Genomic DNA, 26,168 nt, shown 5'->3' on the forward strand with positions numbered 1-26,168 from the left:
CACAGTGAAACCTCCTATGCCTGTTGAGAGTGTTTCCGTGCGCAACAAGCCTTTTTTCGACAAGCTTTCGATACGCGCGCTTTTAACGATCTGCAGTCTGCTACTGGTGTTTCTCGCTGCCTGGACCAGTCATCCGCCTCACCTGCTCGCGCCGTTTGCCCAAGCCGCCAAGGCCACATCGCCAACAGCGGCCGCCCCGCAATACAGCAGCCGCTTTGTCTCCTCGCAGCTCAATGACTTTGTGCATTCCTCCTCGGTCACCGCCCTGCCCGGCGGCGACCTGATGGCCGTGTGGTTCGCCGGTTCCCGCGAAGGCGCCGCCGATGTGCAGGTGCGCACCGCGCGCTTTGACGCCAAAAGCGCTGAATGGGGCCCGGAGCAGGTACTCGCCACCCGCGAAAGCACCCGCGACGGCACCCACCGCTACATCCGCAAGCTGGGCAACCCGGTGATCGCCCTGGCGCCGGACAATCGCCTGTGGATGTTCTACGTCTCGGTGTCGGTGGGCGGCTGGGCCACGAGCGCGATCAATGTGATGGTCTCGGACGACCTCGGCACCCACTGGTCGGCACCTCGGCAACTGATCACTTCACCGTTCTTCAACATCAGCACGCTGGTACGTGCCGCGCCGGTGTTCCATGCCGACGGTTCCATCGGCCTGCCGGTGTACCACGAGTTCATGGGCAAATTCGCCGAGTACCTGTACCTGAGCCCCGACGGTGCGGTGGTCGACAAATTCCGTATCAGCCGTGGGAAGAATTCGCTGCAGCCGACCATCGTCCCGCAGGACGGCCAACGCGCCATCGCCATGCTGCGTTATGCCGGCGAAACCCATCACCGGGTCCTGGCCAGCCGCACCGAAGACGCAGGGCAAACCTGGAGCGAGCCCTATCCGCTGGAGCCGTCCAACCCCAATTCCTCGCTGGCGGCGGTCAGCACTGAAGGCGACGGCTTGCTGGTGGCCCTCAACGACCTGCAGGACGGGCGCTTCAAACTCAGCCTGTACGGCACCGATGCCAACCTGAACCAGTGGCGCACCGTGGTGGAACTGGACCAGTCCCCCGACCCGCTGGGCCAACCGTTCTCCCCTGCGGCCTACAAGGAAATCATCGGCGAAGGCTTCCGCGCGTCCAGCGGCGCCCGGCGCCTGCCCCTGGAGCAACGCTTCCTCAGCAACCTGGATTACCGGGTGTGCAAGCCCCGTGGCTGCGATTTCGAATACGAGTACCCGTACTTCAGCCGCAGCCCGGACGGCATGTACCACCTGGTGTACTCATGGAATAACACCTTTATCAAACACGTCAGCTTCAACGAAGCCTGGCTGTCGGAGCGCCTGTGATGGTTTCTGTATGGCAAGCGCATTTGAGTTTTGTGCTGTTGGGTTTTGTGCTGCTCAGCCTGTTGCGCGTCACCACGCCCTGGCGCCCCTGGCTGCTGCCGGTGTTGGTGGTGGTGAGTTTTATCCCGGTCAACGAACTGCCGTTGGCGGCGTATGTGCGCAGCTTCACCGATGACCTGGCCATCAGCACCCTGGTGTTGCTGGCGTGGGTCAGCCTGTGTCGGTTGGGTGTGGTGCAGCCGCTCCAGCGCCCGCAGAAGGTCCAGGTATTGCTGTTGTTTGGCGCCCTGAGCCTGGTGCTGTACCCCGCGACGATGGGCCTGACGTATTTCGACCCTTACCGCTGGGGCTTCAACCCTCGGCCGATGATTGTGCTGATAGCCCTGGCGGCGCTGTTGATGCTCTGGCTGCGTAATACCTTGGCCGTATGGATGCTCGCGGCGGGCACCCTGGCGTTCGCGCTGCGGCTCAAGGCCTCGGAAAACTACTGGGACTATCTGATCGACCCACTGCTGACGGGCTACTGCCTGGTGGCCGGGTTGTGGATGCTGGCGATGGCTGCCTGGCGCCCTCTTTTAAAACTGCACAGAGGTCAATGATGGGATGGTTGCACTCGCGCCGCCTGCGCTACGGCGTGGGCGCAATCGGTTTGGTATTTGCGTTGCTGGCGGCATTGCGGCTGGTGTTTTTACTGGGGTTTTCCGGGGTTGATCTCAGGGAAGCCGCACTGCTGGAAACCTTCGGGATCGGCCTGCGTTTTGACTTGCGCCTGGCGGTGCTGATCCTGCTGCCCCTGGCCCTGCTCGCCTGGCTGCCGCGCTGGAACCTGCTGACCGTCCCCGCCTTGCGCTGGCTGGCCCGGGGTTATCTGCTGGTGGCGCTGGGCATCGTCGGGCTGGTGTACATCATCGACTTCGGCCACTACGCCTACCTCGGTGTGCGCATCAACGCCACGGTGCTGCGTTATCTGGAAGACGCGCAGATTTCCCAGCAGATGGTGTGGGAAACCTACCCGGTGCTGTGGATAACCTTGAGTTGGCTTACTGCCGTCGGCCTGTGGACCTACGCACTGGTTCGCCTTGAACGCATCACCCTGGATGGCGAACGCAAACCCATCGGCAAGCTGGCACTGGCCTCGGTGGCCACCGTCGGTGTAATCGCCGTATTGCTGGCCCTGCTCGGCCGCGTGGCCAACCTCAATCTCGAAAACCCGGTGCCGCTGCGCTGGAGCGATGCGTTCTTTTCCGGCAACAACCAGATCGCCGCCGTGGGCCTCAACCCGGTGCTGTTTTTGTACGACACCCTCAAGGTCGGCCAGTCGCAGTTCGATGAAGGCAAGGTGCGCGAGCACTACCCGCAAGTCGCGAATTACCTGGGCGTCAGCCAACCCGATCCCGAGCAACTGAACTTCGCCCGCGAACAAACCGTGCAGCCTTATCGGCTTAAAGGTGATCGCCCGCCCAACGTGATTTTCGTGATGCTCGAATCCCTCGGCACCAGCGCCGTGGGCGCCTACGGCAACCCGCTGAACCCCACGCCGAACCTCGACAAGCTGGCGCAGGAAAGCTGGTTCTTCAAACACTTCTACGTGCCCGTCACCGGCACCGCCAAGACCGTGTGGGCGAGCATCACCGGCGTGCCCGACGTCACCCGCCGGGAGACCGCCACCCGCAACCCGCTGATCACCCGGCAACACACGTTGATCAACGCCTTCGAGGATTACCAGAAGCTCTACATGATCGGCGGCAATGCCGGCTGGGCGAACATCAACGCGCTGATCCGCCAGAGCATCGACGGCGTGAAACTCTACGACGAAAGCCACTGGCGCTCGCCACGGGTGGACGTGTGGGGCGTGTCCGACCTGGACCTGTTCAAGGAAGGCGACGAACTGCTGCGCGCCATTCCCAAGGACCAGCCGTTCTTCGCCTACCTGCAAACCTCCGGCAACCACCGCCCGTTCACCATCCCCAAAGACAACGATGGTTTCGTGGTGCACGACCTCACCGTGGAGCAAGTCCAGGCCGCAGGCAGTCGCAGCGTCGAGCAATACAACGCGGTGCGCCTGCTGGACTTCAACATCGGCCGCCTGATGGAAATCGCCAAGGCTGGCGGTTACTACGACAACACCATCTTCGTGTTCTTCGGCGACCACAACACCCGCATCAGCCAGATCCCGCACATGGCACCGGCATTCGAGCAGCTTGGCTTGGAAAGCAATAACGTACCGATGATGATCCATGCACCTGGCCTGGAACCCCGGGTGATCGAAGAAGCCGTCGGCCTCGCCGACCTGCTGCCGACCGTGGCCGGCATGGCGGGCATTCCGTTCCGCAATGGCGCGATGGGCCGCGATATCCAGCAACCTGCGCCGGAAGGCGAGCGGGTGGTGCCGCTGGTATTGCGCGAGGGCACGTTCCCGCTGATCGGCGGAGTGACCAAGGACTTCCTGCTGCAAATGGAACACGACGGCAGTTCGCCCACCCTGCACGACCTGGCGTCGCAAACGCCGAGGGACGATGTAGCCCAACAGTATCCCGAGGAGTTTCAGCGGTTACAGGGGCTGACTCGGGGGTTGCATGAAAGTGCGCGGTTGATGCTGTTCAGAAACGTTCGTTGAAGCACCTCATCGGCTGGGCCTTGCTATCGGCCCAGCCAATGCATCCCCCCAATCTATCGATTTGAGGTCTATCCCACCCTCCCCGACTATGGCGGCACTTCCAATAACAAAAGCCAGGAACCCGCCATGACTGCCCGATTCCACAACCCGGTAGACACCCGCTTCGGCTGGGGCTGCCTGCAAGAACTCGCCGCCCTCACCGAAGGCCAGAGCGTCGCCCTCGTGACCTTCCCCGAAGCCCGCGGGCTCGGTCTGGTGGATCGCATCCAGGACCTGCTGGGTGACCGCCTGGTGTACGTGATCGAAGACGTGCAGCCCAACCCCGACGTGGCCCAACTGCGCGACACCTACGAGCGTTTCTGGCAGCAGGCCGGTGACTGCCAGGTGGTGGTCGCCGTCGGCGGTGGCAGCGCGATCGATACGGCCAAGGCGTTGATCGTCGGCACCGAATCGGGGGACTTCGACGAGTTGCTCGCGCTGCTGGCCACCGGCAAACCGTTCGTGCCGGCCCGCCACAAGCAATTGATTGCCGCCCCGACCACCGCCGGCACCGGCAGCGAAGTCACGCCATGGGCGACGATCTGGGACTCCGCCAGCCTCAAGAAGTATTCGCTGCACCTGGACTGCACCTGGCCGAAAGTGGCGATCATCGACCCGCAGTTGATGCTGACGGTACCGGGTGGCGTCACCGTCTCTACCGGCCTGGATGCCTTGTCCCACGCACTGGAGTCGATCTGGAACATCAACGCCAACCCGGTCTCGGACACCTTTGCCATCTCCGCCATCGAAGACATCCTGGAATGCCTGCCGCGCTTGCGGCGCGACCTCGGCAACCAGGAACTGCGCTCGCGCATGGCGTTGGCGGCACTTAAAGCCGGCCTGGCTTTTTCCAACACCAAGACCGCCCTCGCCCACTCCATCTCCTATGAGATGACCCTGCACCACGGCCTGCCCCACGGCATCGCCTGCTCCTTCACCTTGCCGCTGGTGCTGGGCCTGGCGTGGGGGCATGACGCCGCGCGAGACCGCACCCTGCAACGGGTATTCGGCACCGACCTGCACCAGGCCCAGACGCAGTTGCGCGACTTCCTCCACAGCCTGGACGTGAAGACCGAATTTGCCGACTACGGCGTGAATGCCACCGAGGCCGAAGCGATGATCCGCTTCGCCCTGCAAGGCGCACGCGGCAAGAACTTCATCGGCGCGCAAGCGGCCTAGACTCACCGTAATTCGGTCGTTTCCTGTTGCACCTATCAAGAGTGCCCCCCTGCGGCTGCGGTCGCCGGGGCGAATAACAATAAGGAAAACATCATGAATCGTGCACACGTGCTGCCTGTTCCTGCCGTCCGTACCTCATCGTTCCGCGTTGCCCAGTGGCGCATGCTGCTGGCGGCGATGTTTTGTTATCTGTTTTTCTACACCGGTCGCCAGACCTTTGGCTTTGCCATCCCCGGGATCCAGGCGGAGTTCGGCCTGACCAAGGAAACCCTCGGCTGGGCCTCCGCCGCCATGCTCTGGGCCTATGCGATTGGCCAGGCCATCAACGGCAACCTCGCCGACAAGTTCGGCGGGCGCCGCATCATGACCCTGGGCGCGGTGCTGTCCTGCGGGGCCAACTGGGTCACCAGTTTCGCCAGCGGGTTTGCCGGGCTGATCCTGCCATGGGGCATCAACGGTTATTTCCAGGCCCTCGGTTGGGCGCCCGGCAGCCGGCTGATTTCCAATTGGTGGAGCGCCGGTGAACGCGGCAAGGTGTATGGCTTTTATGTGTTCGCCGCCGGCTGCGCCTCGGTGCTGTCGTACGTGACCTCGATCGTGGTGCTGGAAGTATTCCAACTGGAGTGGCGCTGGATCTTCCGCCTGCCCGTGCTGTTGATGCTGGCGGGCGGCATCATCTTCTATCTGGTGGCTCGGGAACGGCCTCAGGACCTGGGCTTCGAACCCCTGGCCGACACCGGCGTGGCCAACGCCGAAGACAAGAATCATGAAGTGGCCCACGGCGAAGTCGAAACCTCAGGGCAGCGCTACAAGGCCGTCCTGAAAAACCCGCGCCTGATCATCGCCGCCATCTCCCTGGGCTTCCAGAACGCTGCCCGCTACGGCCTGATCGTCTGGGTACCGGTGCACTTCCTGGGCGCCAACTGGAAAAGCGGCGACAGCATGATCGATCCGAAGTGGATCACCGTGGCCCTGCCAGTAGGCATGGCCATCGGCGCCCTGAGCAACGGCTGGGTCTCGGACAAACTGTTCGGCTCCAAACGTTACCTGGCAATCATGCTCTACATGTTCCTCGGCGCCGCCACCAGCCTGTGGATGTGGAGCCTGCCGCCCCACAGCGCAATCGGCCTGGTGGCGTTGTTCCTGTGCGGGTTCTTTGTGTACGGGCCGGCGTCGAGTTTCTGGGCGCTGTGCCCGGACCTGGTCGGCGCCAAGCGTGCGGGTACAGCCACGGGCGTGATGAATTTCTCATCCTATCTGTTCGCCGGCCTGGCGGAACCGCTGATCGGCAGTATGCTCGACAGTACCGGCAACACCTCGCTGATCTTCATCGTCGTGACCTCGGCCTGCCTGTGCAGCGCGGCGGTGGCGTTGTTTATCCGACGTTGATGACCGGCCCGGCGGACCTCAGGAACAGGACTCGTTATGTACCAGTACCACAAGTGGCTGCGCTCCTTTCACGCAGTGGCGAAGACCGGCAGTTTCACCCTCGCCGCCGAGTACCTGAGCGTCGGCCAGCCGACGGTCAGCGAGCAGGTCAACGGTTTGGAGAAGCAGTTTTCGGTGGAGCTGTTCCACCGTCGCGGGCGGTTTATCGAGATGAGTGCAGCCGGGCACGCCCTTTACGGAATCACCCAGGGGCTGTTCGGCCAGGAGGATGAAGCCATGCAACTGCTGCAGAGTTTCAAGCAGCGCAAGACCGGGCTGCTGCGCCTGGGCGCAGTGTCGCCGCCGATCGCGATGAACCTGACCTACGAATTGATGCAGCGCCACCCGGACATCGAACTGGAAACCTCGTTTTCCCCGGAGAAGGAAACCCTGGACCGGCTCTTCAACTTCGATATCGACGTGGCGATCCTGGCCCTTTCGGAATTCGACCAGCGCTTTGATACCCAGCTGTACCGGCGCTATCCGATCATTGCAGTGGTGCGCGATGACCACCCGTGGGCACAGCAGAAAGAGGTGCACGTGGAACAGATCAGCCGCGAAAAGTGGGTGATGCGCGAGAAGAGCTCACGCACCCGGCAACTGGTGGAAGAAAGCTGCAAGCGCCAGGGCATCGCCGTGAACTGCGTGATGCAGTTGAACAGTCGCGAAGCCATCGTGCACGCGATCACCAAAGGCATCGGCATCGGCTTTGTGTCTGCCGTGGAGTACGCCGAAACCCCGGGCACCACGCCCATCACTTTCGTCGACCATCCGTTTTTCATCGACTACCACCTGTGTTGCCTGGGCATCCGGCGCAACCGACCGATGATCGCCGAGCTGTTCGAGGCCAGCCCGATCCCGGCCACCTGATCGCCTTACCCGTTTAAACCCGCACCAGGCGCTTACCTCTTCTTCGGCAGAGGGACGGCCTGCTCACACCTGAAAATGGAGACTTGCCATGCACTACCAACAACCTTCCAAGCTGCAAGCCGTGGTCCTGGATTGGGCCGGCACCGTTGTCGACTTCGGCTCCTTTGCCCCTACGCAGATTTTTGTCGAGGCGTTCGGCGAGTTCGGCGTCGCCGTTTCCCTGGAAGAAGCCCGCGGCCCGATGGGCATGGGCAAGTGGGATCACATCCGCACCTTGTGCAACCTGCCGCAGATTGCCGAGCGTTATCGGGCGGTGTTTGACCGCCTGCCCACCGACGAAGACGTCACCGCACTCTACGAGCGCTTCATGCCGCTGCAGATCGAGAAAATCGCGCTGCATTCGGCGGTTATTCCCGGCGCCCTTGAGGCGATCAACACCCTGCGCGGCCAGGGCTTGAAGATCGGCTCCTGCTCCGGGTACCCGGCGGTGGTGATGGCCAAGGTGGTCGAGTTGGCGCGGCACAACGGCTACGTCGCCGACCATGTAGTGGCGACCGACGAGGTGCCGAACGGGCGCCCGCATCCGGCGCAGGCACTGGCCAACGTGATTGCACTGGGCATCAGTGATGTGGCCGCGTGCGTGAAGGTCGACGACACCTGGCCCGGGATCCTGGAAGGCCGCAGCGCTGGCATGTGGACGGTCGCGTTGACCTGCTCGGGCAACGCACTGGGTTTGACCTACGAGCAATACAAGGCGCTGCCCGCTGCTGAGCTGGCGCTGGAGCGTGCGCGTATCACCCAGATGTTCGAGGGTTCGCGGCCGCATTACCTGATCGACACCATCGTCGAACTGCCGGCCGTGATCGAAGATATCAATGCGCGTCTGGCGCGCGGGGAGACGCCGCAGGGTTCTTGACGGGCCGATGGGGTCAGCACGCTGACCCCACACCGCGCTCTAGCGTGCTCCGACCAGCTCTTCGCTCAATGCCCACAGCCGCTGCGCCAAACCGGCATCCACCGCCCACGGCCTGACGCCCAGCGGTTCTTCCGAGTCGGCACTCATCGCAACCGCCACATCACAGTTCTCGCAATACACCCCGCCCATTCCCGCCAACTGCCCGCTTACCGCGCACCACACACTGGTGGCTGCGCCTTGCTCCGGGTTTTTCATGTTCCGCTCGGGGTCGATCACCGGCTGCCCGTGCTCGTCTACATAACCTGATGCCTGCAAGACGTCCGCCTGCATGTGCCGCACCAGGTCGGTGATGATCCCACCGGGATGCACCGCAAAAGCCCTCACTCCGCTGGCTGCGCCCAGTGTGTCCAGGTGCACGGCAAACAACGCATTGGCGGTCTTGGACTGACCGTAGGCTTTCCATGGATCGTACGGCTGGCGCTCGAAATTCCAGTCGTCAAAATCGACGCCGCCGTGCACATGCCCCCGTGAAGACAACGCCACCACCCGCGCGCCTTCGGCACGTTGCAGCGCCGGCCACAGGCGCTGGGTAAGCTGGAAATGCCCGAGATGATTGGTGGCGAACTGGGATTCGTAGCCCTGGGCGTTGCGACTCAGCGGCGGCGCCATGACCCCGGCGTTGTTGATCAGCAAATGCAGCGGCCGACCGGTCGCCAGAAAGCCCTCGGCAAACTGCTCGATGGAATGGGCGTCCATCAAATCGAGGGATTCAAGTTGCAGCTGTGGATAAGGTTTGAGTGCGGCGCGGGCCTTGGCCGGGTCACGGGCCGGGACGATCACATGGGCGCCGGCGGCGGCCAGGGTCCGGGCGGTGACCAGGCCAATGCCGGAGTAACCACCCGTGACAATCGCCACCTTGCCGGACAGATCGACACCTCGGATCACCTCAGCGGCGGTGGTCGCGGCGCCGTAGCCGCTATGGATCGGGTTTTGTGCTGTGGGCATGACAAAGTCTCCGTTAGACGTGTGGTTAACACGCTACGCCGGGAAAGCCGTACTCTGAATACTCGAACATCCCGTTTACCTGCGCGAAAGTACGAATATGCCCAGCGACCCGTTTTCCGAGATTCTCACTTTTGTGAATGCCCAATCCGTGATGACCGGCGGCTTCAGTGCAGGCGGCGACTGGGCCCTGCGTTTTCCCGCGCCGGACAAGATCAAGTTTTTCGGGTTGGTGAAGGGCCAGTGCTGGCTATGGCTGGACGGCGAGCCGGCGCCGGTCTTGATTGAAGCGGGCGATGTGTTCCTGCTGTGTGCACAACGTTCGTTTGTGCTGGCGGGCGATGTGTCGGTCCCGCCGTTGGAGGCGCGGCAGTTGTTCGCGGATGCCGGCCGCTTCCCACAAATTGGCGACGGCCAGGGCTGTGTGCAAATCGGCGGCTATGTGCAACTGGACCCGGAAAGTGGCGGGCTGCTGGCCAACGCGCTGCCGCCCCTGATCCACGTACGGGCCACGGCGCCCCAGGCAGCCATCGTGCAATGGTTGCTCGGCCAGTTGGCGCATGAGGCGCAAGCCAACTTGCTGGGGGCGAGCCTGGCCTCGGCGCAGCTGGCGCAATTGATGTTTATCCAGATCCTGCGTGCCTATGTCGAAACCTCGGGCGCATTACCCGAAGGCTGGCTGCGCACGGTCAGCGACAAGCGCCTGGCACCCGCGCTGCGCTTGATGCACAGCGAGCCTGGAAATGCCTGGTCACTGGAGGCGTTGGCGGCGGCGGCCGCGATGTCGCGCACGACCTTTTCGCAGTACTTCAAGAGTGTCGCCGGGGTGCCGCCGCTGGCGTACCTGACCGAGTGGCGCATGCGCCTTGCGCAACGCGCGCTGCGCGAGGGCAATCTGTCGGTTGGCGTGTTGGCACAGTCGCTGGGGTATGGGTCTGAAAGTGCGTTCAGCAATGCTTTCAAGCGAGTGATTGGGAAAGCGCCGAGGCATTATCGGGACGCTTCCCGTCAATCAACCTGAGTTACTGCGCCTGGAACGTCGCAAGATACGCCAACAAGTTGTCGATCTTCTCCTGGTCACTGATCCCCCAGAAAATCATCCGGGTGCCGCTCACGACCTTTTTCGGGGCCTCGATATAGGCGGCCAGTTTGTCCCGCGTCCAGATCACGCCTGAGTTCTTCATCGCGTCTGAATACTGATAGTCAGTGGTGGTACCCGCAGGGCGGCCAATGATGCCGTTGAGCTGCGGCCCAAAACCGCCCCGGGCGTTTTCGCCGACGCTATGGCAACCGCCGCAGGTTTTGCTGAACAACTTACCACCGGCTTCGGCATCGCCGGCCGCTGTTGCCTGGAGACTGAACGCCCCGCAGATCAGTGTGATGGTCAGTAAAGCGGCGCATTTCATAAATGACTCCCCACTGGTCGTTCGCCCAACCGTTGCACCAGACGCACCAGATAGCCGTCCGGGTCTTGCACGATGAACTGCCGTTGCCCCGCTTCCACCTCACCCGCCCGATACCAGGCATCCTCAACGTCGCGGAACAGCGGCCAGCCGATGGCTGCCAGACGCTGCAAAACAGGCGCTACGGCAGGTACATCGATTTGCAGGTTGATGCCTCGCCCCAGGGGCTTTTCCAACGGCGCGGTCAACCACTGGCCGGCACCCGGATCGTATTGCTCCAGCATGATTTGCGCGCCGTGCAGGTCGAGATAAGCAAAGCCTTCCTCGGAGCGCTGATAGGCAATCTCGAAGCCCAACTGGGTGACCCAGAAGTCGAGGCTCGCCGTGAGCCCCATCACGATGAGTTCGGGAACAATAGGGTTGCGGATGAACATAAGGATCCTTGAAGGCTTGGACGGCGCTGTAGAGATTAACATCTGGAAACAGCCACTCAATTGATATCACCCCGCCACTCTGCTTGCATGCCCGCTCCCATCAGCACAGCGGTTCAGGAGACAAGCGATGAAAACCATGGTGGTCGGTGCAAGCAAAGGGTTGGGCAAAGCCTTGATGGAAGGACTGGGCGGGGTTGGCGATACGCTGATCGGGGTTTCCCGCAGCCGCCCTGAACATCTGATATCCAGCACCGGTGCCGAGGTGCAGTGGGTGGAAGCGGACCTTGGCCTGCCGGCACACGCGGCGCACGTCATTGAACAGGCGGTGGCGGCAGAGGGGCTGGACACGCTGATCTATAACCTGGGCATCTGGGAAGAGCGCGCATTTGACTCAGCCTATAGCTTCCTCACCGACGAGGACACGCAACTGGAGGCCATCGTCAGTTGCAACATCACCGCACCGCTGCTGCTGATCAAACGGCTACTGCCGGTGTTGCTGAAAAGTCCCCAACCCCGAATCATCCTCACGGGCTCGACCTCGGGATTGCCCCAGAGCGGCCGGCCGGAAGTGGCGTTCGGTGCGTCGAAATTCGCCTTGCGCGGTATCGCCGATGCGTTGCGTGAAGGCTATCGCCAGCAGCGACTGGGCGTCACCTGCCTGAACCTGGGTTACCTGAATACCGAAGATTCCTTGAGCACCTCACGCATCCAGGCCGAACAGCGCGGTGACGGCCAATTGATTCCGGTGCATGACGTGGTGCAAGTGGTGCGTATGGTCTTGAGCCTGTCCGGCGCCAGCTTCGTCAAGGAGCTGACGTTGCCGGCGCTGATGGATGAACGCTTCTAGCACGGAACCTGCCCATCAAATGACCACCCATCGCAAAAAAAACATCCAATCGAACCTATTCAGCCGCCCCTCACTCCACCTTACTTAACCCTGATGGTGGAGTAAGGATCATGGCTCAGCCATCGATATTGGTGCTGGAAGACGACGAAATCATTCGCTCGTTGATGGTGGATGTACTGGAGGATTTCGGTGCGGTGGTGACCTCATTCCCTTCCGCCGATGAAGGGATGATTTTTCTTGAACGGACCAGCGATCCGGTTGACCTGATTGTCAGTGATATTCAGATGCCTGGCCTGATCAATGGCTACGACTTGAGCAAGGTGGTTGCCCATCGCTGGCCGTCGCTGCCGGTGGTGCTGACCTCGGGCAATACGGCGATGGCGTCGCAACTGGGCAGCACCGTGCGCTTCTTGCCCAAGCCGTGGAGCACCGAGCGCCTGCTCGATTGCGTACAATCTGCACTGATGCAGGGCCCCCCCATGCATTGATAGCATCGCGATATCAGCTGCGGCGAACTTCGCGACAGCTCCTGCGGTCAGTTATTACGCAACCCTACATGGCCAGCAGGCCCTCCAGCTCGAGTTTACTGAATGCATTCACAGGCCCATGACGTTGGTGCGCCCCCTGTACTTGAAGCCTTGCGCTCAGGTACCGCTTTACTGCACGTCGCCCTGGAAAAACGCTTGCCGTTTTTCTCCCCGCAGCTGGATCACGACGGGTATCGACGCCTGCTCCAGGCCTATTACGGGTTCTACAGCCCGATGGAAGCCACGCTGAACGACAGCGGCCTGATCCCTTTGGGATTTGACCAGGCACTGCGTCTGAAAACGCCCACCTTGCTGACGGATCTCCACGCCCTGGGCCTGGACGACTCGGCCATTGCCGCCCTTCCCCACTGCACGTTGTTACCGCCGCTCGACACACCCGCCGCTTGCCTGGGTGCGCTGTACGTGCTGGAAGGCGCCACCTTGGGTGGCCAGATCCTGCGCCGGGAAATGGCGCAGCGCCTGGGGCTGGATGCCGGCAACGGTGGCGCGTTCCTCAATGTGTACGGCGCCGAAACCGGCCGGCGCTGGAAAGATTTTCTCGATTACCTGAACCATGTGCCCCTCGACGCGCACGCCAAGCTGCGCGCCGTGAACGCGGCCCGCTCGACATTCAGCTGCTTTGAGCAATGGCTCGACAGCCAGGAGGTACTGCTATGAAACCCGATGACTTTGAAGAGCTGCTTGCCAACTGTGCAGACGAACCCATCCGCTTCCCGGGCGCCATCCAGCCCCACGGCGCGCTGCTGACCTTGTCCGAGCCGGAGCTGCATATCATGCAGGTCAGCGCCAACGTGGCCGGGCTGTTCAATCACTCGCCGGAATCCCTGCTGGGCCAGCCATTGCACACATTGATCAGCGCCGAACATGCCGACGCGGTCCAGGCCATGGTCACGCAGAACAGCTTCTTCGACGCCCCGCCCTTGCACATGACCCTCAACGGTGCGGAGTTCGAAGGGTTGCTTCACCGCCATCAGGACGTGCTGGTGCTGGAGTTCGAGCCGCGGCTCAAGGATTTCCAGCCCCAGGCCCTCAATGGCCGCACCAGCAACCTGGGCAAGATGCTGCAACGTCTGCAAGCGGCGAAAACCCTGCAAGCCTTGTATGAAATCAGCGTCAACGAAATCCAGGCCATGACCGGCTACGACCGCGTGCTGATTTATCGCTTCGAGGAAGAAGGCCACGGCCAGGTAATTGCCGAAGCGTCCGCGCCGTCGATGGAACTGTTCAACGGCCTGTTCTTCCCCGCCTCCGACATCCCCGAACAGGCTCGTGAGCTGTACCGCACCAACTGGCTGCGGATCATCCCCAACGCCGACTATGAGCCGGTGCCGCTGGTGCCCCGGTTGCGCCCGGACACCGGCCAGCCCCTGGACCTGAGCTTCGCCACCCTGCGCAGCGTGTCGCCGATTCACTGCCAGTACATGCAGAACATGGGCGTGCTGTCGTCCATGAGCATTTCCCTGATGGCGGGCGACAAACTCTGGGGCCTGATCAGTTGCGGCAACCGCCAGCCGCTGCTGGTGCCCAATGACCTGCGCACCGCCTGCCAGACCATCGGCCAGGTGCTGTCGTTGCAGATCAGCGCCATGGAAGCCCTGGACCTGAGCCGCCAGCGCGAAGAAAAGGTCGAGGCACTGGCCTTGCTCAGCCAAGCCATGCAGGCATCCCCCGCAAACGTCTTCGATGGCCTGGCGCAACGCCCGCAACTGCTGATGGACCTGACCCAGGCAGGCGGTGTGGCGATCATCGAAGACAAGCAACTGCATCGCTATGGCAACTGCCCGGAACCCGGGCAGATTCGCGCCCTGCACAAATGGCTGCAAGAGACCGGGCAGCCGGTGTTTGCCAGCCATCACCTGGCCTCGGTGTACCCGCCGGCGGCGGAGTACCCGCACGTAGCCAGTGGCGTGTTGGCCATGAGTTTGCCCAAGCCGGTGGACAACGGTGTGCTGTGGTTTCGCCCCGAGGTCAAGGAACACATCAACTGGAGCGGCGATCCCAATAAGCCACTCAACCTGGAAACTTCCGACGCTGGTCTGCGCCTGCGCCCACGCACCTCGTTTGAAATCTGGAAAGTGGAAATGGACGGCATATCCACCAAGTGGAGCCACGGCGACCGCTTTGCCGCCAACGATCTGCGCCGCTCGGCCCTGGAAAATGACCTGGCGCGCCAGGTGCTGCGCGAACAACAAGCCGTGCGCGCGCGGGATGAACTGGTGGCGGTGGTTTCCCACGACCTGCGCAACCCCATGACTGTCATCTCGATGCTCTGCGGCATGATGCAAAAAGCCTTCAGCTCCGACGGCCCACACACCTCGCGGCGGATTTCCTCGGCCATCGACACCATGCAACAAGCCGCCGGGCGCATGAATGTGCTGCTGGAGGATTTGCTCGACACCTCGAAAATCGAAGCCGGGCGCTACACCGTCAAGCCAGTGTCTCTGGATGTGAGCCAGATGTTCGAAGAAGCGTATTCACTGCTGGCGCCCCTGGCGATGGAAAAGGCCATCGACTTGTCCTTCAACGCCGAACCCGGGCTGCAAATCAATGCGGACCCCGAGCGCCTGTTCCAGGTGCTGTCGAACCTGATCGGCAACGCCATCAAGTTCACGCCGCGCCAGGGCAATATCGGCATCAGTGCCATGAGCAATGGTGAAGAGATTGTGTTTTCGGTGCGTGATTCCGGGGAAGGGATCGCGCCGGAACAATTGCCCCATGTGTTTGACCGCTACTGGACCCAGACCGAAAACAATCCCACGGGCAGCGGCCTGGGGCTGTACATCACTCAAGGTATCGTCCAGGCCCACGGCGGGCGGATAGAGGCTGAGAGTGAATTGGGCAGGGGCAGTGAGTTTCGGTTTACGGTGCCCAAGCCGGCTTGAACCGTTCCTCGTGTGCGCTGTGGAAGCAAATGGAAACCCTATGGCCCGGAACGCTGGAGCGGACCAGGGCCACTGATCAGGACGTACTCAAAGGGAGTTGATGCGCAGAGCAAACTTCCTGTTTAACAAGAGGTACTTCCATGATCGTTGGCAACGCTTTCCATAACCAAACCCTGATTCAGCCCTTTCAACCTGCTCAGCCGGTTCAACCCGTTCAGCCCGTCCAACCCTCCTCCCCGACAAAGGATGAGCCGTCAGCCCGCAAAGAAGGCGGTGCACTAAGCGGTTTGGGAGACCGCTTGCTCTGACCGCCCAAGCCTTGCTAAACCGGCAATACCACCACGGCGGCCAGCCCGCCGCACGGGCGATTTTCCAAGGTCAGTGTCCCACCGTGTTCCAGCACAATCGCCCGTGCCGTGGAGAGCCCCAAACCGACACCGCCGGTGCTTTTATTGCGTGAGCCTTCCAGGCGGAAAAACGGCAGGAACACCTGTTCCTGCTGCTCCACCGGGATGCCAGGGCCACGGTCCAACACCCGCACCATCACCCTTCCCGGACTCTGTTGCAGTTCAATTTCCGGCGCCAGCCCGTAGTGGATCGCGTTGTCCATGAGATTGGTCATCACCCGTTTAAGCCCCAGCGGCCGGCCGAAATAGACCAGCCGTGGCGGACCGTTGAAGGTGATGTCGATGGACTGGTCGCGGTAGTCGTCAATCAAGGTTTGCAGCAACTCGGCAAGGTCCAGCTGGGTGGCCTGCTCCAGGCGCGCGTCATCGCGGAAGAATTCCAGGGCGGTGTTGATCATCGCCTGCATCTCGTCGACATCCCGGAACAGGCGATGCTGTTGGTCGGCGTCCTCAATGAATTCGCCACGCAACCGCAGGCGGGTCAGCGGTGCCCGCAGGTCATGGGAGATCGCGGCGAGCATCTGGGTGCGGTCCTGGATGAAGTGCTGCAACTGCGCCTGCATGCCGTTGAACGCGAGGATCGCCTGACGGATTTCGTGGGGGCCGACCGGATCGATGGGGGGAGAACGAAAGTCGGCGCCAAAGCGTCGCACGCCTTGGGCGAAGTCCTGCAGTGGCCGGGCGAGCCGGCGAGTGGCAACCCAGGTGACCAAGGCAGTCGAGAGCAACACCAGCACCAGTACCACCAGGCTGCGCACACCTTCCGGCAGGCCCCAACTGCGGGAACTGGCACTGAGGGTCAGCCAGGAATGGTCCGTCAATTCCACCAGCAATGCGTAGTGCCCGCCGGGGCCTTGCCAGTCCGACGGGTCATAGGCCTCGATGCGCCGCTGCGGCCATTTGAGTGACAGGCCGAACACTTCCTGGGCAGGATGCACCGACGGCTCTTTCATGACGGGCAGGTCGACCTGCTCACGATTGGCCGACCACTGCACACTGAAACTCTCATCCCCGGCCGAGCGCGCAAGCCCTGGACGCTGAAGCGGATCCGCCGCCTCGATCATCCGCACGATCACCGCCACCTTGTCCAACAGGCCGGTCTCACTCAAGGGCGGCCGCGCCCAGACGCCCGCCAGTTGCACAAACAGCGCGTTGAAGGCCAAGGCCGTGAACATCGCGACCAGGATGGTCAGGGCAATCCAGCGGGCGACGGTGTCCCGGGGACGACGGCCACTCATGAACGGCTCACGCTGGCAGTAAACTGATAACCACCGTTGCGCACCGTGCGAATCATCGCCGGGCGCTTGGTATCGAACTCAAGCTTGCGCCGCAGGCGGCTGACCTGAACGTCGATGCTGCGGTCGAAGGCATCGTGGCTGTGGCCCCGCGCCAGGTTCAACAGCTGCTCGCGGGTCAGCACGCGCTGGGGGTGCTCGACAAACACCAGCAACAAGTCGAACTCACCGGATGACAGCGGGATCATCACCTGGTCCGGCGAACGCAGCTCCCGACGGGTCACGTCCAACTGCCACCCGGCAAAGCGGATCAAGGGGCGCGAAGCCTCTCCCGGCAGTGGCCGGCTCTCACCGGCCCGGCGCAATACGGCGCGTACCCGCGCCAGCAGTTCACGGGCGTCGAACGGCTTGCTCAGGTAGTCATCGGCGCCCATTTCCAGGCCGACCACCCGGTCGCTGAGTTCACCCATGGCCGTCAGCATGATCACCGGCGTGGCGTACTGCTGGCGCAGGCGCTGACACAGGAGCAAGCCGTTATCCCCGGGCAACATCAGGTCAAGAATGATCAGGTCGGCGGGCTGTCGCTCCATGGCCGCCCACAGGTCGGCGCCATGGGCGGCGGTTTCGACCGTGTAGCCATGTTGCACAAAAAATTTCTTCAGCAGCACGAGGACTTCAAGGTCATCGTCCACGATTAAAAGAGTACTCACCGGCGGGTATCACTAGGGCTTGTCGACACGCCATCTAAAACCATTCGGCGCGGCCCGTCATATATTTCAATCGTGCAACAAAGCGTCATCCCCGCAATAAAGCAGACATCTTTGCGCAAGCGGCGAATGCCAGCATCCGTCTCCCTTTTCCGGAGACTGCTTATGCGCTCGCTGACGTATCCCCAGCACCTGGCTCGCCAGGCCGTGCTGCTGTTGACCGTGTCTTACCTGACAGGCTGCGCGACACCGGCCGCCGAAGGGCCCGTCACCCGTTGTGCACAGGTGACTTATCCGGTGTACGACCCGGCCGAGCCGGTCAACCGCGGGGTATTCGCTTTCAACCGCGCCGTGGATGAATACGCCCTCACACCGGTAGCGCGTGGCTATAAACACCTGCCGGATTTTTTCCAGCAGGGTGTACATAACTTCGCGAGCAACTTCAGCGAACCGAAGGTGTTTATCAACGACCTGTTGCAGGGTAACCCTCGGCGCTCGGTCAATACCCTGGGGCGTTTTGCGGTGAATACCACCGTGGGGCTGGTGGGCCTGATCGATGTCTCGGACCCGCTGGGCATCCCCCGGCATACCGCGGATTTCGGGCAGACCTTCGGGGTGTGGGGGATCGGCAACGGACCGATTGTGGAATTGCCCCTGCTGGGCACGGGCAACAGCCGCGATGCCGTGGGCAAAGTGCTGAACTTTGTGGTCGCGCCACTGGGGGACAGCGACACGGTACAAACCCTCGGCACCGTGAGCCTGGTGGGAGGCACCATCGATACCCGCGCCTCCCTGCTGCCGCTGACCGACACCTTGCAGCGACTGCCGGATTACTACAGCGCATTACGTAACGTGGTGGCCGAACATCGCGCCGCGTACGTAGAGGAAGGCAAGGAAGGCTCCACCACGCCCGGGCCGGACCGTTGCGCGACGGGGGCCGCTGATGACTTCTGAGGGCGGCTCACTGCTGCTGCGCCATCACGTCCGAAAGCGCGGGGTCGGTACGTTGCTCTGTCGGGAAACACGCCTGCATCTTTCCAGCGACCAGGGTCGGCTGGTGCTCAGTCGCTATGTCGAACATTACAGCCCCCACGGTGTGCGCTGGGTCGAGCGCCAGCACAGTGTGGCCCTGGCCGATGTAATGCGCTGGCTGATTACCCAAGGGGAAACGTCCGACGCAGCCTGGGAACCCCATCAGGCGGCGGGCCGAACAACGTCATAATTTGACGCGAGACGTTTATAGCCGTGAAAACCGGCCCTGGATATCGTCCCGATCGCCGTGATGCCCCAGGCTTATCAAGGGGCACACTGATATCTTTCGTGCGATAAAAGGAAAATATTCAATGATTAACGCTCTGAGCAGCTCTATCGGGCAATGGCGCAGTTTCCCTTCCGAGCAGGATGAACCGGCACAGGTCCGTAAAAAACGCAGCGTCGAACATACCCTTGCCGAACAGCACGCTACCGACCCCAACGGTGTGCAATCCGGCAACCGCTCAAGGAACCCCTCGGGCGGCCTGGACAACCTGGGCGGTGGCCGACTGCCTTAACCTTGAAAACAAGTGCAACGCCTGGCGTTGCACTTCGCCCTTAACAAAACGCTGACATCCACTGCGTTACCCTTTCACCCCCTTGTCCAGAAAGCCGCTGCCCTGATGCCTGAATCTGCTCCCCTGCCCGCTGTCATCGCTGGCCCGCTGCTACGACGCCTGGAACCTCAGCGTCTGGTGCTGTGGCTGGTGGCAAGCCGGGAGCTGGCGTTGACCCTTCGGCTCAAGCCTTCTGCGCAGGAGGCACTCGACATCGACCTGGACGCCACGCGTTGCCAGGTTATCCCCGTGGGCCGCAACGCGTTTATTCATCTGATTGACGTCGCACTCGACAGCGCCTTGCCCCAGGACATCACCATCGGCTATGACCTGCTGATCGACAACGCCGGCATTGCCCAGTGGGCACCTCACCTGGTGTATGGTCGCGGGCAAACCCCGAACTTCGTCCTGTACAGCCGGATCCACCAGTTGGTACACGGCTCCTGCCGCAAACCCCACCACAGCGCCGACGAAGGTTTGCTGTGCGTCGATCGGCTGCTGGCGGAGTCGAGCACCATCGCCGAACGCCCGGCCCTGTTGATGATGAGTGGCGACCAGGTCTACGCCGATGACGTAGCGGGCCCCATGCTGCGGGCCATTCACGCGCTGATTGCCCGTCTTGGCCTGTTCGATGAACAGCTGGAGGGTGCCGTCGTCGACAACAGCGCCGCGCTCTATGAGCATGCCGCCAGCTACTACCATCGCGCCGACCTGCTGCCCGCCCTGGAAAGCAACGAGACCTTGCGCGAGCGGTTTTTCGGTGGTGTGAAGAAGCCGATTTTTACCAGCAGCAGTGCCGACAACCACCTGGTGACCTTCGCGGAAGTCATGGCAATGTACCTGCTGGCCTGGTCGCCCACGCCGTGGACGCTGATCAGCCCGCAACCGCCGCGATTGAGCACCGAAGAACAGGCACGCTACGCACGCGAGCAAGTGCAGATCGACAAGTTTCGTAACGGCCTGGACGGCGTGGCGAGGGTATTCGCCCACCTTTCCTGCCTGATGATCTTCGATGATCACGACATCACCGACGACTGGAACCTCAGCGCCCAATGGGAAGAGACCGCCTACGGCCACCCGTTCTCCAAGCGCATCATCGGCAACGCATTGCTGGCCTACATGCTGTGCCAGGGCTGGGGCAACAACCCGGATGCGTTTGGTGCCCTGCTGGACAAAACCCTGGCGCTCACCACACAGGCCCGCGACAACCCTCTGGATGCCTGCGCCCAGGATGCACTGGTGAACGAGCTGCTGCAGTTCCAGCAATGGCATTACGTGCTGCCCACCACCCCCGCGCTGGTGGTGATCGACACCCGCACCCGGCGCTGGCGCAGTGAGTTCAACCTCAAGCAACCGTCCGGCCTGCTGGACTGGGAAGCCTTGAGCGAACTGCAACAGGAACTGCTGGACCACCCCAGCGCGATCATCGTTTCCCCCGCGCCTATCTTTGGCGTCAAGCTGATCGAGACCGTGCAGAAAGCCTTCAGCTGGTGTGGCTACCCGCTGCTGGTGGACGCGGAAAACTGGATGGCCCATCGCGGTGCGGCGCAGGTGATCCTCAACATCTTTCGCCACTCCCGTACCCCGGGCAACTACGTGATCCTGTCCGGGGACGTGCACTACTCGTTCGTCTACGAAGTGCTGATCCGCCACCGCAACGCGGGCCCGAAGATCTGGCAGATCACCAGCAGCGGCATCAAGAACGAATTCCCCCCGCGCCTGCTGGAATGGTTCGACCGCCTCAATCGCTGGCTCTATTCGCCGCGCTCACCGCTGAACTGGCTCACCCATCGCCGGCCCATGCAGGTGGTGCCACATATTCCGGAACACGCAGAAGCGGGTGAACGGTTGTGGAACTCCGCGGGAATTGGACAGGTGTTTTTTAACCGGCAGGGGCAGCCTGAGGCGATTTATCAGCACAATGCCAATGGGGCGCCAAAGACGAGGATGGTGGCGCCGAAGTAAGCTTTCCGACCCGTGCCAATCAACCTTCCCATGTGATTTCCAGAAGCTGCTCAACCCGCAGTTTCAGGCTGAACCACACAAAGTCAGCGGCCATCTGCCATACCTCATTTAGACCAAAGCCCCCCTTCTAAGCGCCAAAGCGCCGTTGTACAGTACCGTCAGCCACGGAGTATCGGCGTCAACTTTGACTGGCCTAAAAGCCAGTCCACGCAGGGAGTGCGCAATGGACGATACATCCGCCAGCGGGCCGTCAAGGAACGAATTCTGCGACCTTAACGCTGACATGCTGCATGCCGTCATGGAGCTGGTCAGCGACGGGATCTGGGACTGGAACGCCAACACCGGGTTCGTCTATCGCAACCCCGGCTGGTACGAAATGCTCGGTTACGCCCATCATTCCCTCGAAAACAGCGTATTCACCTGGGAAAGCGTGATTCACCCCGAGGACTATCCGAATGTGATGGTGCTGTTTGATAACTACATCAACCGTCGCTCCACTCACTATCAAGCCGAGTATCGCTGCCGCAAGAAAGATGGCTCCTACCTGTGGATCGAAGACCGTGGCTACGTGATCGCACGTAACGACGACGGCTCAGTGGCACGCATGATCGGTGCCCACCGCAGCATCCAGGCGCGCAAACAGTCCATCGAACAGCTGGAACGACGCAATCAATCCCTAGAAGCCCTGGTGGCCGAGCGCACGCGCGAGCTGTCGCGGGTCAATCAACAACTGCAGTTGCAACTGGAGGAAAACCGCTCCCTGGCCGAACGCGATACTTTGACCTGCGTGGCCAATCGTTACCGCCTGGAGCGCGCCCTGCTGGAAGAGTGCGATCGAGCCCAACGGTTTCGCCTGCCGCTGTCGCTGATTGCCATGGATATTGACGACTTCAAGCCCATCAACGACCAGCTCGGCCACGCCGTAGGCGATGAAACCCTGGTGCGGGTGGTGGAATGCCTGGAAGCCTGCCTGAGCCCCGGCGACTTGCTGGCTCGCTGGGGCGGCGATGAGTTCATGGTGATCGCCCCAAAAAGCACGTTGGAAACCGCCCGGGCACTGGCCGAACGGATGCGCACCGCGCTCAAGGAACTGCCCGCCGTGGGCAGCTTCAAGGTGACGTTGAGCCTGGGTGTGGTAGAGCGGCGCAACGATGAGTCACCCACAAGCCTGATGGCCAGGGCCGATCAGGCGTTGTATCGCTCCAAGGCGGCAGGTAAAGACACCGTGTCGTCGTGAGCCTCAGCGCACCGGCGGCGCGTACTGGATCCCGCCGTTGCTCCACAGGGCATTCAGCCCGCGCTTGATCTTCAGCACACTGCCCTGGCCGATGTTGCGCTCGAACACTTCGCTGTAGTTGCCCACTTGCTTGACGATCTGCACCACCCAGTCCTTGCGCAGCTTCAGGTCCTTGCCGTAGTCACCGTCAGCCCCGAGCAGGCGGGCGACGTCCGGGTTTTTGCTGGACTTGGCCTGCTCTTCGACGTTCTGCGAGGTGATGCCCATTTCTTCGGCGTTGAGCATGGCGAACAGGGTCCATTTGACGATGCTGAACCACTCGTCATCGCCCTTGCGTACCAGCGGGCCCAGGGGCTCCTTGGAAATCACTTCCGGCAACACCACGAACTCATCCGGATGCGCCATCTTGATTCGCTGGGCATAAAGGCCCGACTGGTCGGTGGTGAGCACGTCGCAGCGGCCGGCTTCGAGGCCCTTGGCGCTTTCGTCGGCGGTGTCGAAGGTGATCGGTGTGTACTTCAGGCCGTTGGAGCGGAAGTAGTCAGAGACGTTCAGCTCGGTGGTGGTACCGGCCTGGATGCAGATGGTCGCACCGTCTAGGTCCTTGGCGCTTTTGACGCCGAGTTTGGTGTTCACCAGAAAACCGATGCCGTCGTAGTAGGTCACGCCGGTGAACACCATGCCCATGCCGGCGTCGCGGGAACTGGTCCAGGTGGTGTTGCGGGAAATCAGGTCGATCTCGCCGGACTGCAGCGCGGTGAAACGCTCCTTGGCGGTCAACTGGCTGAACTTCACTTTCGATGCATCACCGAACAGTGCCGCCGCGACGGCGTGGCACACGTCCACATCGATGCCGGTCATCTTGCCATTGGCGTCCGGCACGCCAAAACCCGGCAAGCCGTCGCTGACTCCACACTGGATAAAACCCTTCTTCTGGATCGCGTCCAGGGTCGCCCCTGCGTGTGCGCTCCCGGCCAGCCCCAATACGGCGGCGGCAGTGAATGCCGCCAACGTGGATTTCATGTTCTTCATGCAAGGCGCTCCCTGTCGGTCTTTATTATTCGGCGCCAAAAACCCGCGCCGGTTTATAGTGTTGCCGGTCAGTATCAACGGCTTTACACCTTGGCCACAAACGACGTTTAGGCAAAGGCTCCTTCCGATTTGGAATGAACTCATCATGATTTCAAAACGCTTGACCCCTTCGATGACGGCCCTGCAGTGCTTCGAAGCCGCCGCCCGCCACCTGAGTTTCACCCGCGCCGCCGAAGAGCTGCACCTGACCCAGAGTGCGGTGAGCAAGCAGGTGGCGCAGTTGGAGGAGATGCTCTGCCACCCGTTGTTCCAGCGGGTGCGCCAGCGTCTGTACCTGTCGCCAGCGGGCTCGCTGTACCTGGAAGAAGTGCGCAAGATCCTCAACCAGGTGGATATTTCCAGCCGCTACATCCTGACCTACGGTGGCGAAACCGAAGTGCTGCGCATCGCCACCCAGCCGACCTTCGGTGACCGCTGGCTGGTGCCCAAGCTCAAGGATTTTGCCGCGCGCCATCCCTACATCCACCTGGACGTGCGCAACGAACTGGAACCGTTCGACGTGCTGCAGGCCAAGGCGGATATCGCGTTTTTCTTCGGCCAGGGATCGTGGCCGGGAGCGAGCTGCATCGAGTTGTTTCGCGAAGCGGTGGTGCCGGTGTGCGCCCCGGGGTTTGTCGCCGCTGGCAGCGACGCCTCGTCCCGCCACACCTTGCTGCAATGCACCTCCCGCCCCGAAGCCTGGCACGAATGGTTTCTGGAACAGGGCCTGCACTCGCAAAACAGCTACCACGGCCCGCGCTTCGACACGTTCTATATGTGCATTCGCGCAGCCCAATCGGGGTATGGCGTGGCGTTGGTGCCCAAATACCTGGTGGCTGAGGAACTGGCGAACGGCAGCCTGATGATCCCCTGGGACTACACGATGCCCAGCGCCGGCGCGCACTTTATCGCCCATGCCGAACATGCCGGGGAGGTTCCAAAAGTGAAGGCGTTCTTGAGCTGGATGGTGGAGTACACAACAACACATCCCGACTTTTAATAATGACCCGGCGACTTTATTTCGTTTGCGGGACAAGGCGGCTCACGGCTTAGATAAAAGGACGCACCCTATTCTCGAGTCCTGGATTTATGAGCCGCGAAACCATCAGCCAGTCGATTTCCACCGTCCATCCCATCAGCCTCAGCCATGGCAAGAACGCAGAAGTCTGGGACATCACCGGCAAACGCTACATCGACTTCATCGGCGGCATCGGCGTGCTCAACCTGGGCCACTGCAACCCACGTGTGGTCGAGGCGATTCGCGAACAGGCGACCAAACTCACCCACTACGCCTTCAACGCGGTGCCTCATGCGCCCTACATCGAACTGATGGACCGTCTCACCGCGTTCATTCCGGTGGATTACCCGGTCAGCGGCATGCTCACCAACAGCGGGGCGGAAGCCGCGGAAAACGCCTTGAAAATCGTCCGGGGTGCCACTGGCCGCACAGCGGTCATTGCCTTTGACGGCGGTTTTCACGGCCGCACGCTGGCCACCTTGAACCTCAATGGCAAGGTCGCGCCCTACAAGCAAAAAGTCGGCGTACTGCCGGGTCCGGTGTTCCACCTGCCGTTCCCCAGCCGCGACAACGGCGTTACCTGCGGCGAAGCGCTGAAGGCGATGGACCGCCTGTTCAGCGTGGAAATCGACGTCAACGACGTGGCTTGTTTCATCATCGAGCCGGTGCAGGGCGAAGGTGGTTTCCTGACCCTGGACGTGGAGTTCGCCCAGGCCCTGCGCCGCTTCTGCGACGAGAAGAACATCCTGCTGATTGCCGATGAAATCCAGTCCGGCTTCGGTCGTACCGGCCAGCGGTTTGCCTTCTCGCGCCTGGGCATCGAGCCGGACCTGATCCTGCTGGGCAAAAGCATCGCTGGCGGCGTACCGCTGGGCGCGGTGGTCGGGCGCAAATCGCTGCTCGACAACCTGCCCAAAGGCGGCTTGGGCGGCACGTACTCCGGCAACCCGATTGCCTGCGCGGCGGCGCTCGCCACCCTGAATGAAATGACTGACGAACACCTGCACAGTTGGGGCGCGCAGCAGGAAGAAGCCATCGTCAGCCGTTATGAATCGTGGCGTTCGAAAAAGCTCTCGCCGTATCTCGGCCGCTTGACCGGCGTGGGTGCCATGCGCGGCATCGAACTGGCCAACGCTGACGGCAGCCCGGCGCCACAACAACTCACCCAACTGCTGGCCCTGGCCCGCGACGCGGGTTTGCTGCTGATGCCCAGTGGCAAATCGCGGCACATCATCCGCCTGCTGGCACCGTTGACCATTGAGGCAGTGGTGCTGGAGGAAGGGCTGGATATTCTTGAGGGGTGTTTGGTGAAGCTGGGCCAGGTTAGCCACTAGCAGCATAAGTGCAATTATTTTGGCCGTATACCGACCAAAGAGCCAAAATAATTGCACACCAATCGCTCATACAAAGTGCTATTATTCCTGCATCTTTTATT

At 61.9% G+C, this 26,168-nt stretch carries 25 protein-coding genes; 19 read left to right on the forward strand and 6 right to left on the reverse strand.

Annotated elements, in window-relative coordinates; translation table 11 throughout:
- The first annotated feature begins 70 nt into the window (after positions 1-70).
- The 7 genes from V3W39_RS15305 to phnX all read left to right on the forward strand — a co-directional run bounded on the left by V3W39_RS15305 (position 71) and on the right by phnX (position 8,388).
- Entirely contained in the window at positions 71-1,339 is a 1,269-nt protein-coding gene (locus V3W39_RS15305; protein WP_330212967.1) for a sialidase family protein, read from the forward strand.
- On the forward strand, positions 1,339-1,938 hold the full coding sequence (locus V3W39_RS15310; protein ID WP_330212900.1) for a hypothetical protein: 600 nt from the start codon (positions 1,339-1,341) through the stop codon (positions 1,936-1,938). The genes V3W39_RS15305 and V3W39_RS15310 overlap by 1 nt, the downstream gene beginning before the upstream one ends.
- Entirely contained in the window at positions 1,938-3,956 is a 2,019-nt protein-coding gene (locus tag V3W39_RS15315) for an LTA synthase family protein (RefSeq protein ID WP_330212901.1), read from the forward strand. The genes V3W39_RS15310 and V3W39_RS15315 overlap by 1 nt, the downstream gene beginning before the upstream one ends.
- Positions 3,957-4,082: 126 nt before the next feature.
- Positions 4,083-5,174, forward strand: a complete 1,092-nt coding sequence (gene psrA, locus V3W39_RS15320; protein WP_177075443.1) for an iron-containing alcohol dehydrogenase PsrA — start codon at positions 4,083-4,085, stop codon at positions 5,172-5,174.
- Between the two features lie 93 nt (positions 5,175-5,267).
- Positions 5,268-6,563, forward strand: a complete 1,296-nt coding sequence (locus V3W39_RS15325) for an MFS transporter (RefSeq protein WP_177075441.1) — start codon at positions 5,268-5,270, stop codon at positions 6,561-6,563.
- 36 nt (positions 6,564-6,599) lie between these two features.
- On the forward strand, positions 6,600-7,472 hold the full coding sequence (locus tag V3W39_RS15330; protein WP_010176889.1) for a LysR substrate-binding domain-containing protein: 873 nt from the start codon (positions 6,600-6,602) through the stop codon (positions 7,470-7,472).
- Positions 7,473-7,560: 88 nt separating this feature from the next.
- Positions 7,561-8,388, forward strand: a complete 828-nt coding sequence (gene phnX, locus V3W39_RS15335; RefSeq protein WP_177047098.1) for a phosphonoacetaldehyde hydrolase — start codon at positions 7,561-7,563, stop codon at positions 8,386-8,388.
- Positions 8,389-8,427: 39 nt separating this feature from the next.
- Here phnX and V3W39_RS15340 read toward each other — a convergent pair whose 3' ends face one another.
- Positions 8,428-9,393, reverse strand: a complete 966-nt coding sequence (locus V3W39_RS15340) for an oxidoreductase (RefSeq protein ID WP_177075439.1) — start codon at positions 9,391-9,393, stop codon at positions 8,428-8,430.
- A gap of 97 nt (positions 9,394-9,490) precedes the next feature.
- Here V3W39_RS15340 and V3W39_RS15345 point away from each other — a divergent pair, with 97 nt between their 5' ends.
- Entirely contained in the window at positions 9,491-10,411 is a 921-nt protein-coding gene (locus V3W39_RS15345; RefSeq protein WP_330212902.1) for an AraC family transcriptional regulator, read from the forward strand.
- A 1-nt stretch (position 10,412) separates the two neighbouring features.
- Here the strand turns inward: V3W39_RS15345 and V3W39_RS15350 are convergent, their stop codons facing one another.
- Both V3W39_RS15350 and V3W39_RS15355 read right to left on the reverse strand, forming a co-directional pair.
- Entirely contained in the window at positions 10,413-10,796 is a 384-nt protein-coding gene (locus V3W39_RS15350) for a c-type cytochrome (protein ID WP_330212903.1), read from the reverse strand.
- Positions 10,793-11,227, reverse strand: a complete 435-nt coding sequence (locus tag V3W39_RS15355; protein WP_330212904.1) for a bleomycin resistance protein — start codon at positions 11,225-11,227, stop codon at positions 10,793-10,795. Before V3W39_RS15355 ends, V3W39_RS15350 begins: the two co-directional genes overlap by 4 nt.
- A gap of 127 nt (positions 11,228-11,354) precedes the next feature.
- Between V3W39_RS15355 and V3W39_RS15360 the strand changes: the two genes are divergently transcribed.
- From V3W39_RS15360 to V3W39_RS15375, 4 genes are all read left to right on the forward strand, one after another.
- Complete coding sequence (locus tag V3W39_RS15360) at positions 11,355-12,074, forward strand: SDR family NAD(P)-dependent oxidoreductase (RefSeq protein WP_177047108.1); 720 nt, start codon at positions 11,355-11,357, stop codon at positions 12,072-12,074.
- A gap of 110 nt (positions 12,075-12,184) precedes the next feature.
- Positions 12,185-12,562, forward strand: coding sequence for a response regulator (locus V3W39_RS15365; protein WP_177047110.1), 378 nt, complete (start codon positions 12,185-12,187; stop codon positions 12,560-12,562).
- Between the two features lie 102 nt (positions 12,563-12,664).
- Complete coding sequence (locus V3W39_RS15370) at positions 12,665-13,279, forward strand: biliverdin-producing heme oxygenase (protein WP_177075429.1); 615 nt, start codon at positions 12,665-12,667, stop codon at positions 13,277-13,279.
- Complete coding sequence (locus tag V3W39_RS15375; RefSeq protein WP_330212905.1) at positions 13,276-15,504, forward strand: ATP-binding protein; 2,229 nt, start codon at positions 13,276-13,278, stop codon at positions 15,502-15,504. The genes V3W39_RS15370 and V3W39_RS15375 overlap by 4 nt, the downstream gene beginning before the upstream one ends.
- A gap of 322 nt (positions 15,505-15,826) precedes the next feature.
- Here the strand turns inward: V3W39_RS15375 and V3W39_RS15380 are convergent, their stop codons facing one another.
- Positions 15,827-17,149: an ATP-binding protein gene (locus tag V3W39_RS15380; protein ID WP_330212906.1), complete on the reverse strand. Its 1,323-nt coding sequence runs from the start codon at positions 17,147-17,149 to the stop codon at positions 15,827-15,829.
- A complete protein-coding gene (locus V3W39_RS15385; protein WP_177047126.1) occupies positions 17,146-17,856 on the reverse strand; it encodes a response regulator in 711 nt (236 codons plus the stop codon). Before V3W39_RS15385 ends, V3W39_RS15380 begins: the two co-directional genes overlap by 4 nt.
- Positions 17,857-18,018: 162 nt before the next feature.
- On the opposite strand from V3W39_RS15385, the gene V3W39_RS15390 reads away from it, so the two are divergent.
- From V3W39_RS15390 to V3W39_RS15410, 5 genes are all read left to right on the forward strand, one after another.
- Positions 18,019-18,807: an MlaA family lipoprotein gene (locus tag V3W39_RS15390; RefSeq protein WP_330212907.1), complete on the forward strand. Its 789-nt coding sequence runs from the start codon at positions 18,019-18,021 to the stop codon at positions 18,805-18,807.
- Entirely contained in the window at positions 18,797-19,075 is a 279-nt protein-coding gene (locus tag V3W39_RS15395; RefSeq protein ID WP_330212908.1) for a hypothetical protein, read from the forward strand. The genes V3W39_RS15390 and V3W39_RS15395 overlap by 11 nt, the downstream gene beginning before the upstream one ends.
- A gap of 121 nt (positions 19,076-19,196) precedes the next feature.
- Entirely contained in the window at positions 19,197-19,403 is a 207-nt protein-coding gene (locus tag V3W39_RS15400) for a hypothetical protein (RefSeq protein WP_330212909.1), read from the forward strand.
- 105 nt (positions 19,404-19,508) lie between these two features.
- Positions 19,509-21,407 carry an alkaline phosphatase D family protein gene (locus V3W39_RS15405; protein ID WP_330212910.1) on the forward strand — a complete coding sequence of 633 codons (1,899 nt, stop codon included), beginning with the start codon at positions 19,509-19,511 and terminating at the stop codon, positions 21,405-21,407.
- A gap of 223 nt (positions 21,408-21,630) precedes the next feature.
- On the forward strand, positions 21,631-22,644 hold the full coding sequence (locus V3W39_RS15410) for a sensor domain-containing diguanylate cyclase (protein ID WP_177121245.1): 1,014 nt from the start codon (positions 21,631-21,633) through the stop codon (positions 22,642-22,644).
- Between the two features lie 3 nt (positions 22,645-22,647).
- On the opposite strand, the gene V3W39_RS15415 is transcribed toward V3W39_RS15410, so the two are convergent.
- Positions 22,648-23,676, reverse strand: coding sequence for an amino acid ABC transporter substrate-binding protein (locus V3W39_RS15415; RefSeq protein ID WP_177121246.1), 1,029 nt, complete (start codon positions 23,674-23,676; stop codon positions 22,648-22,650).
- Between the two features lie 145 nt (positions 23,677-23,821).
- Between V3W39_RS15415 and V3W39_RS15420 the strand changes: the two genes are divergently transcribed.
- The gene (locus V3W39_RS15420) at positions 23,822-24,715 is read left to right on the forward strand and encodes a LysR substrate-binding domain-containing protein (protein ID WP_330212911.1); all 894 of its coding nucleotides are present in this window, start codon (positions 23,822-23,824) and stop codon (positions 24,713-24,715) included.
- An 89-nt stretch (positions 24,716-24,804) separates the two neighbouring features.
- Entirely contained in the window at positions 24,805-26,067 is a 1,263-nt protein-coding gene (locus V3W39_RS15425; RefSeq protein ID WP_330212912.1) for a 2-aminoadipate transaminase, read from the forward strand.
- Positions 26,068-26,168: the final 101 nt, after the last annotated feature.

Origin of the sequence: Pseudomonas sp. Z18(2022) (assembly GCF_036346535.1) — a bacterium.
Taxonomy (GTDB): Bacteria; Pseudomonadota; Gammaproteobacteria; order Pseudomonadales; family Pseudomonadaceae; genus Aquipseudomonas; species Aquipseudomonas yamanorum_A.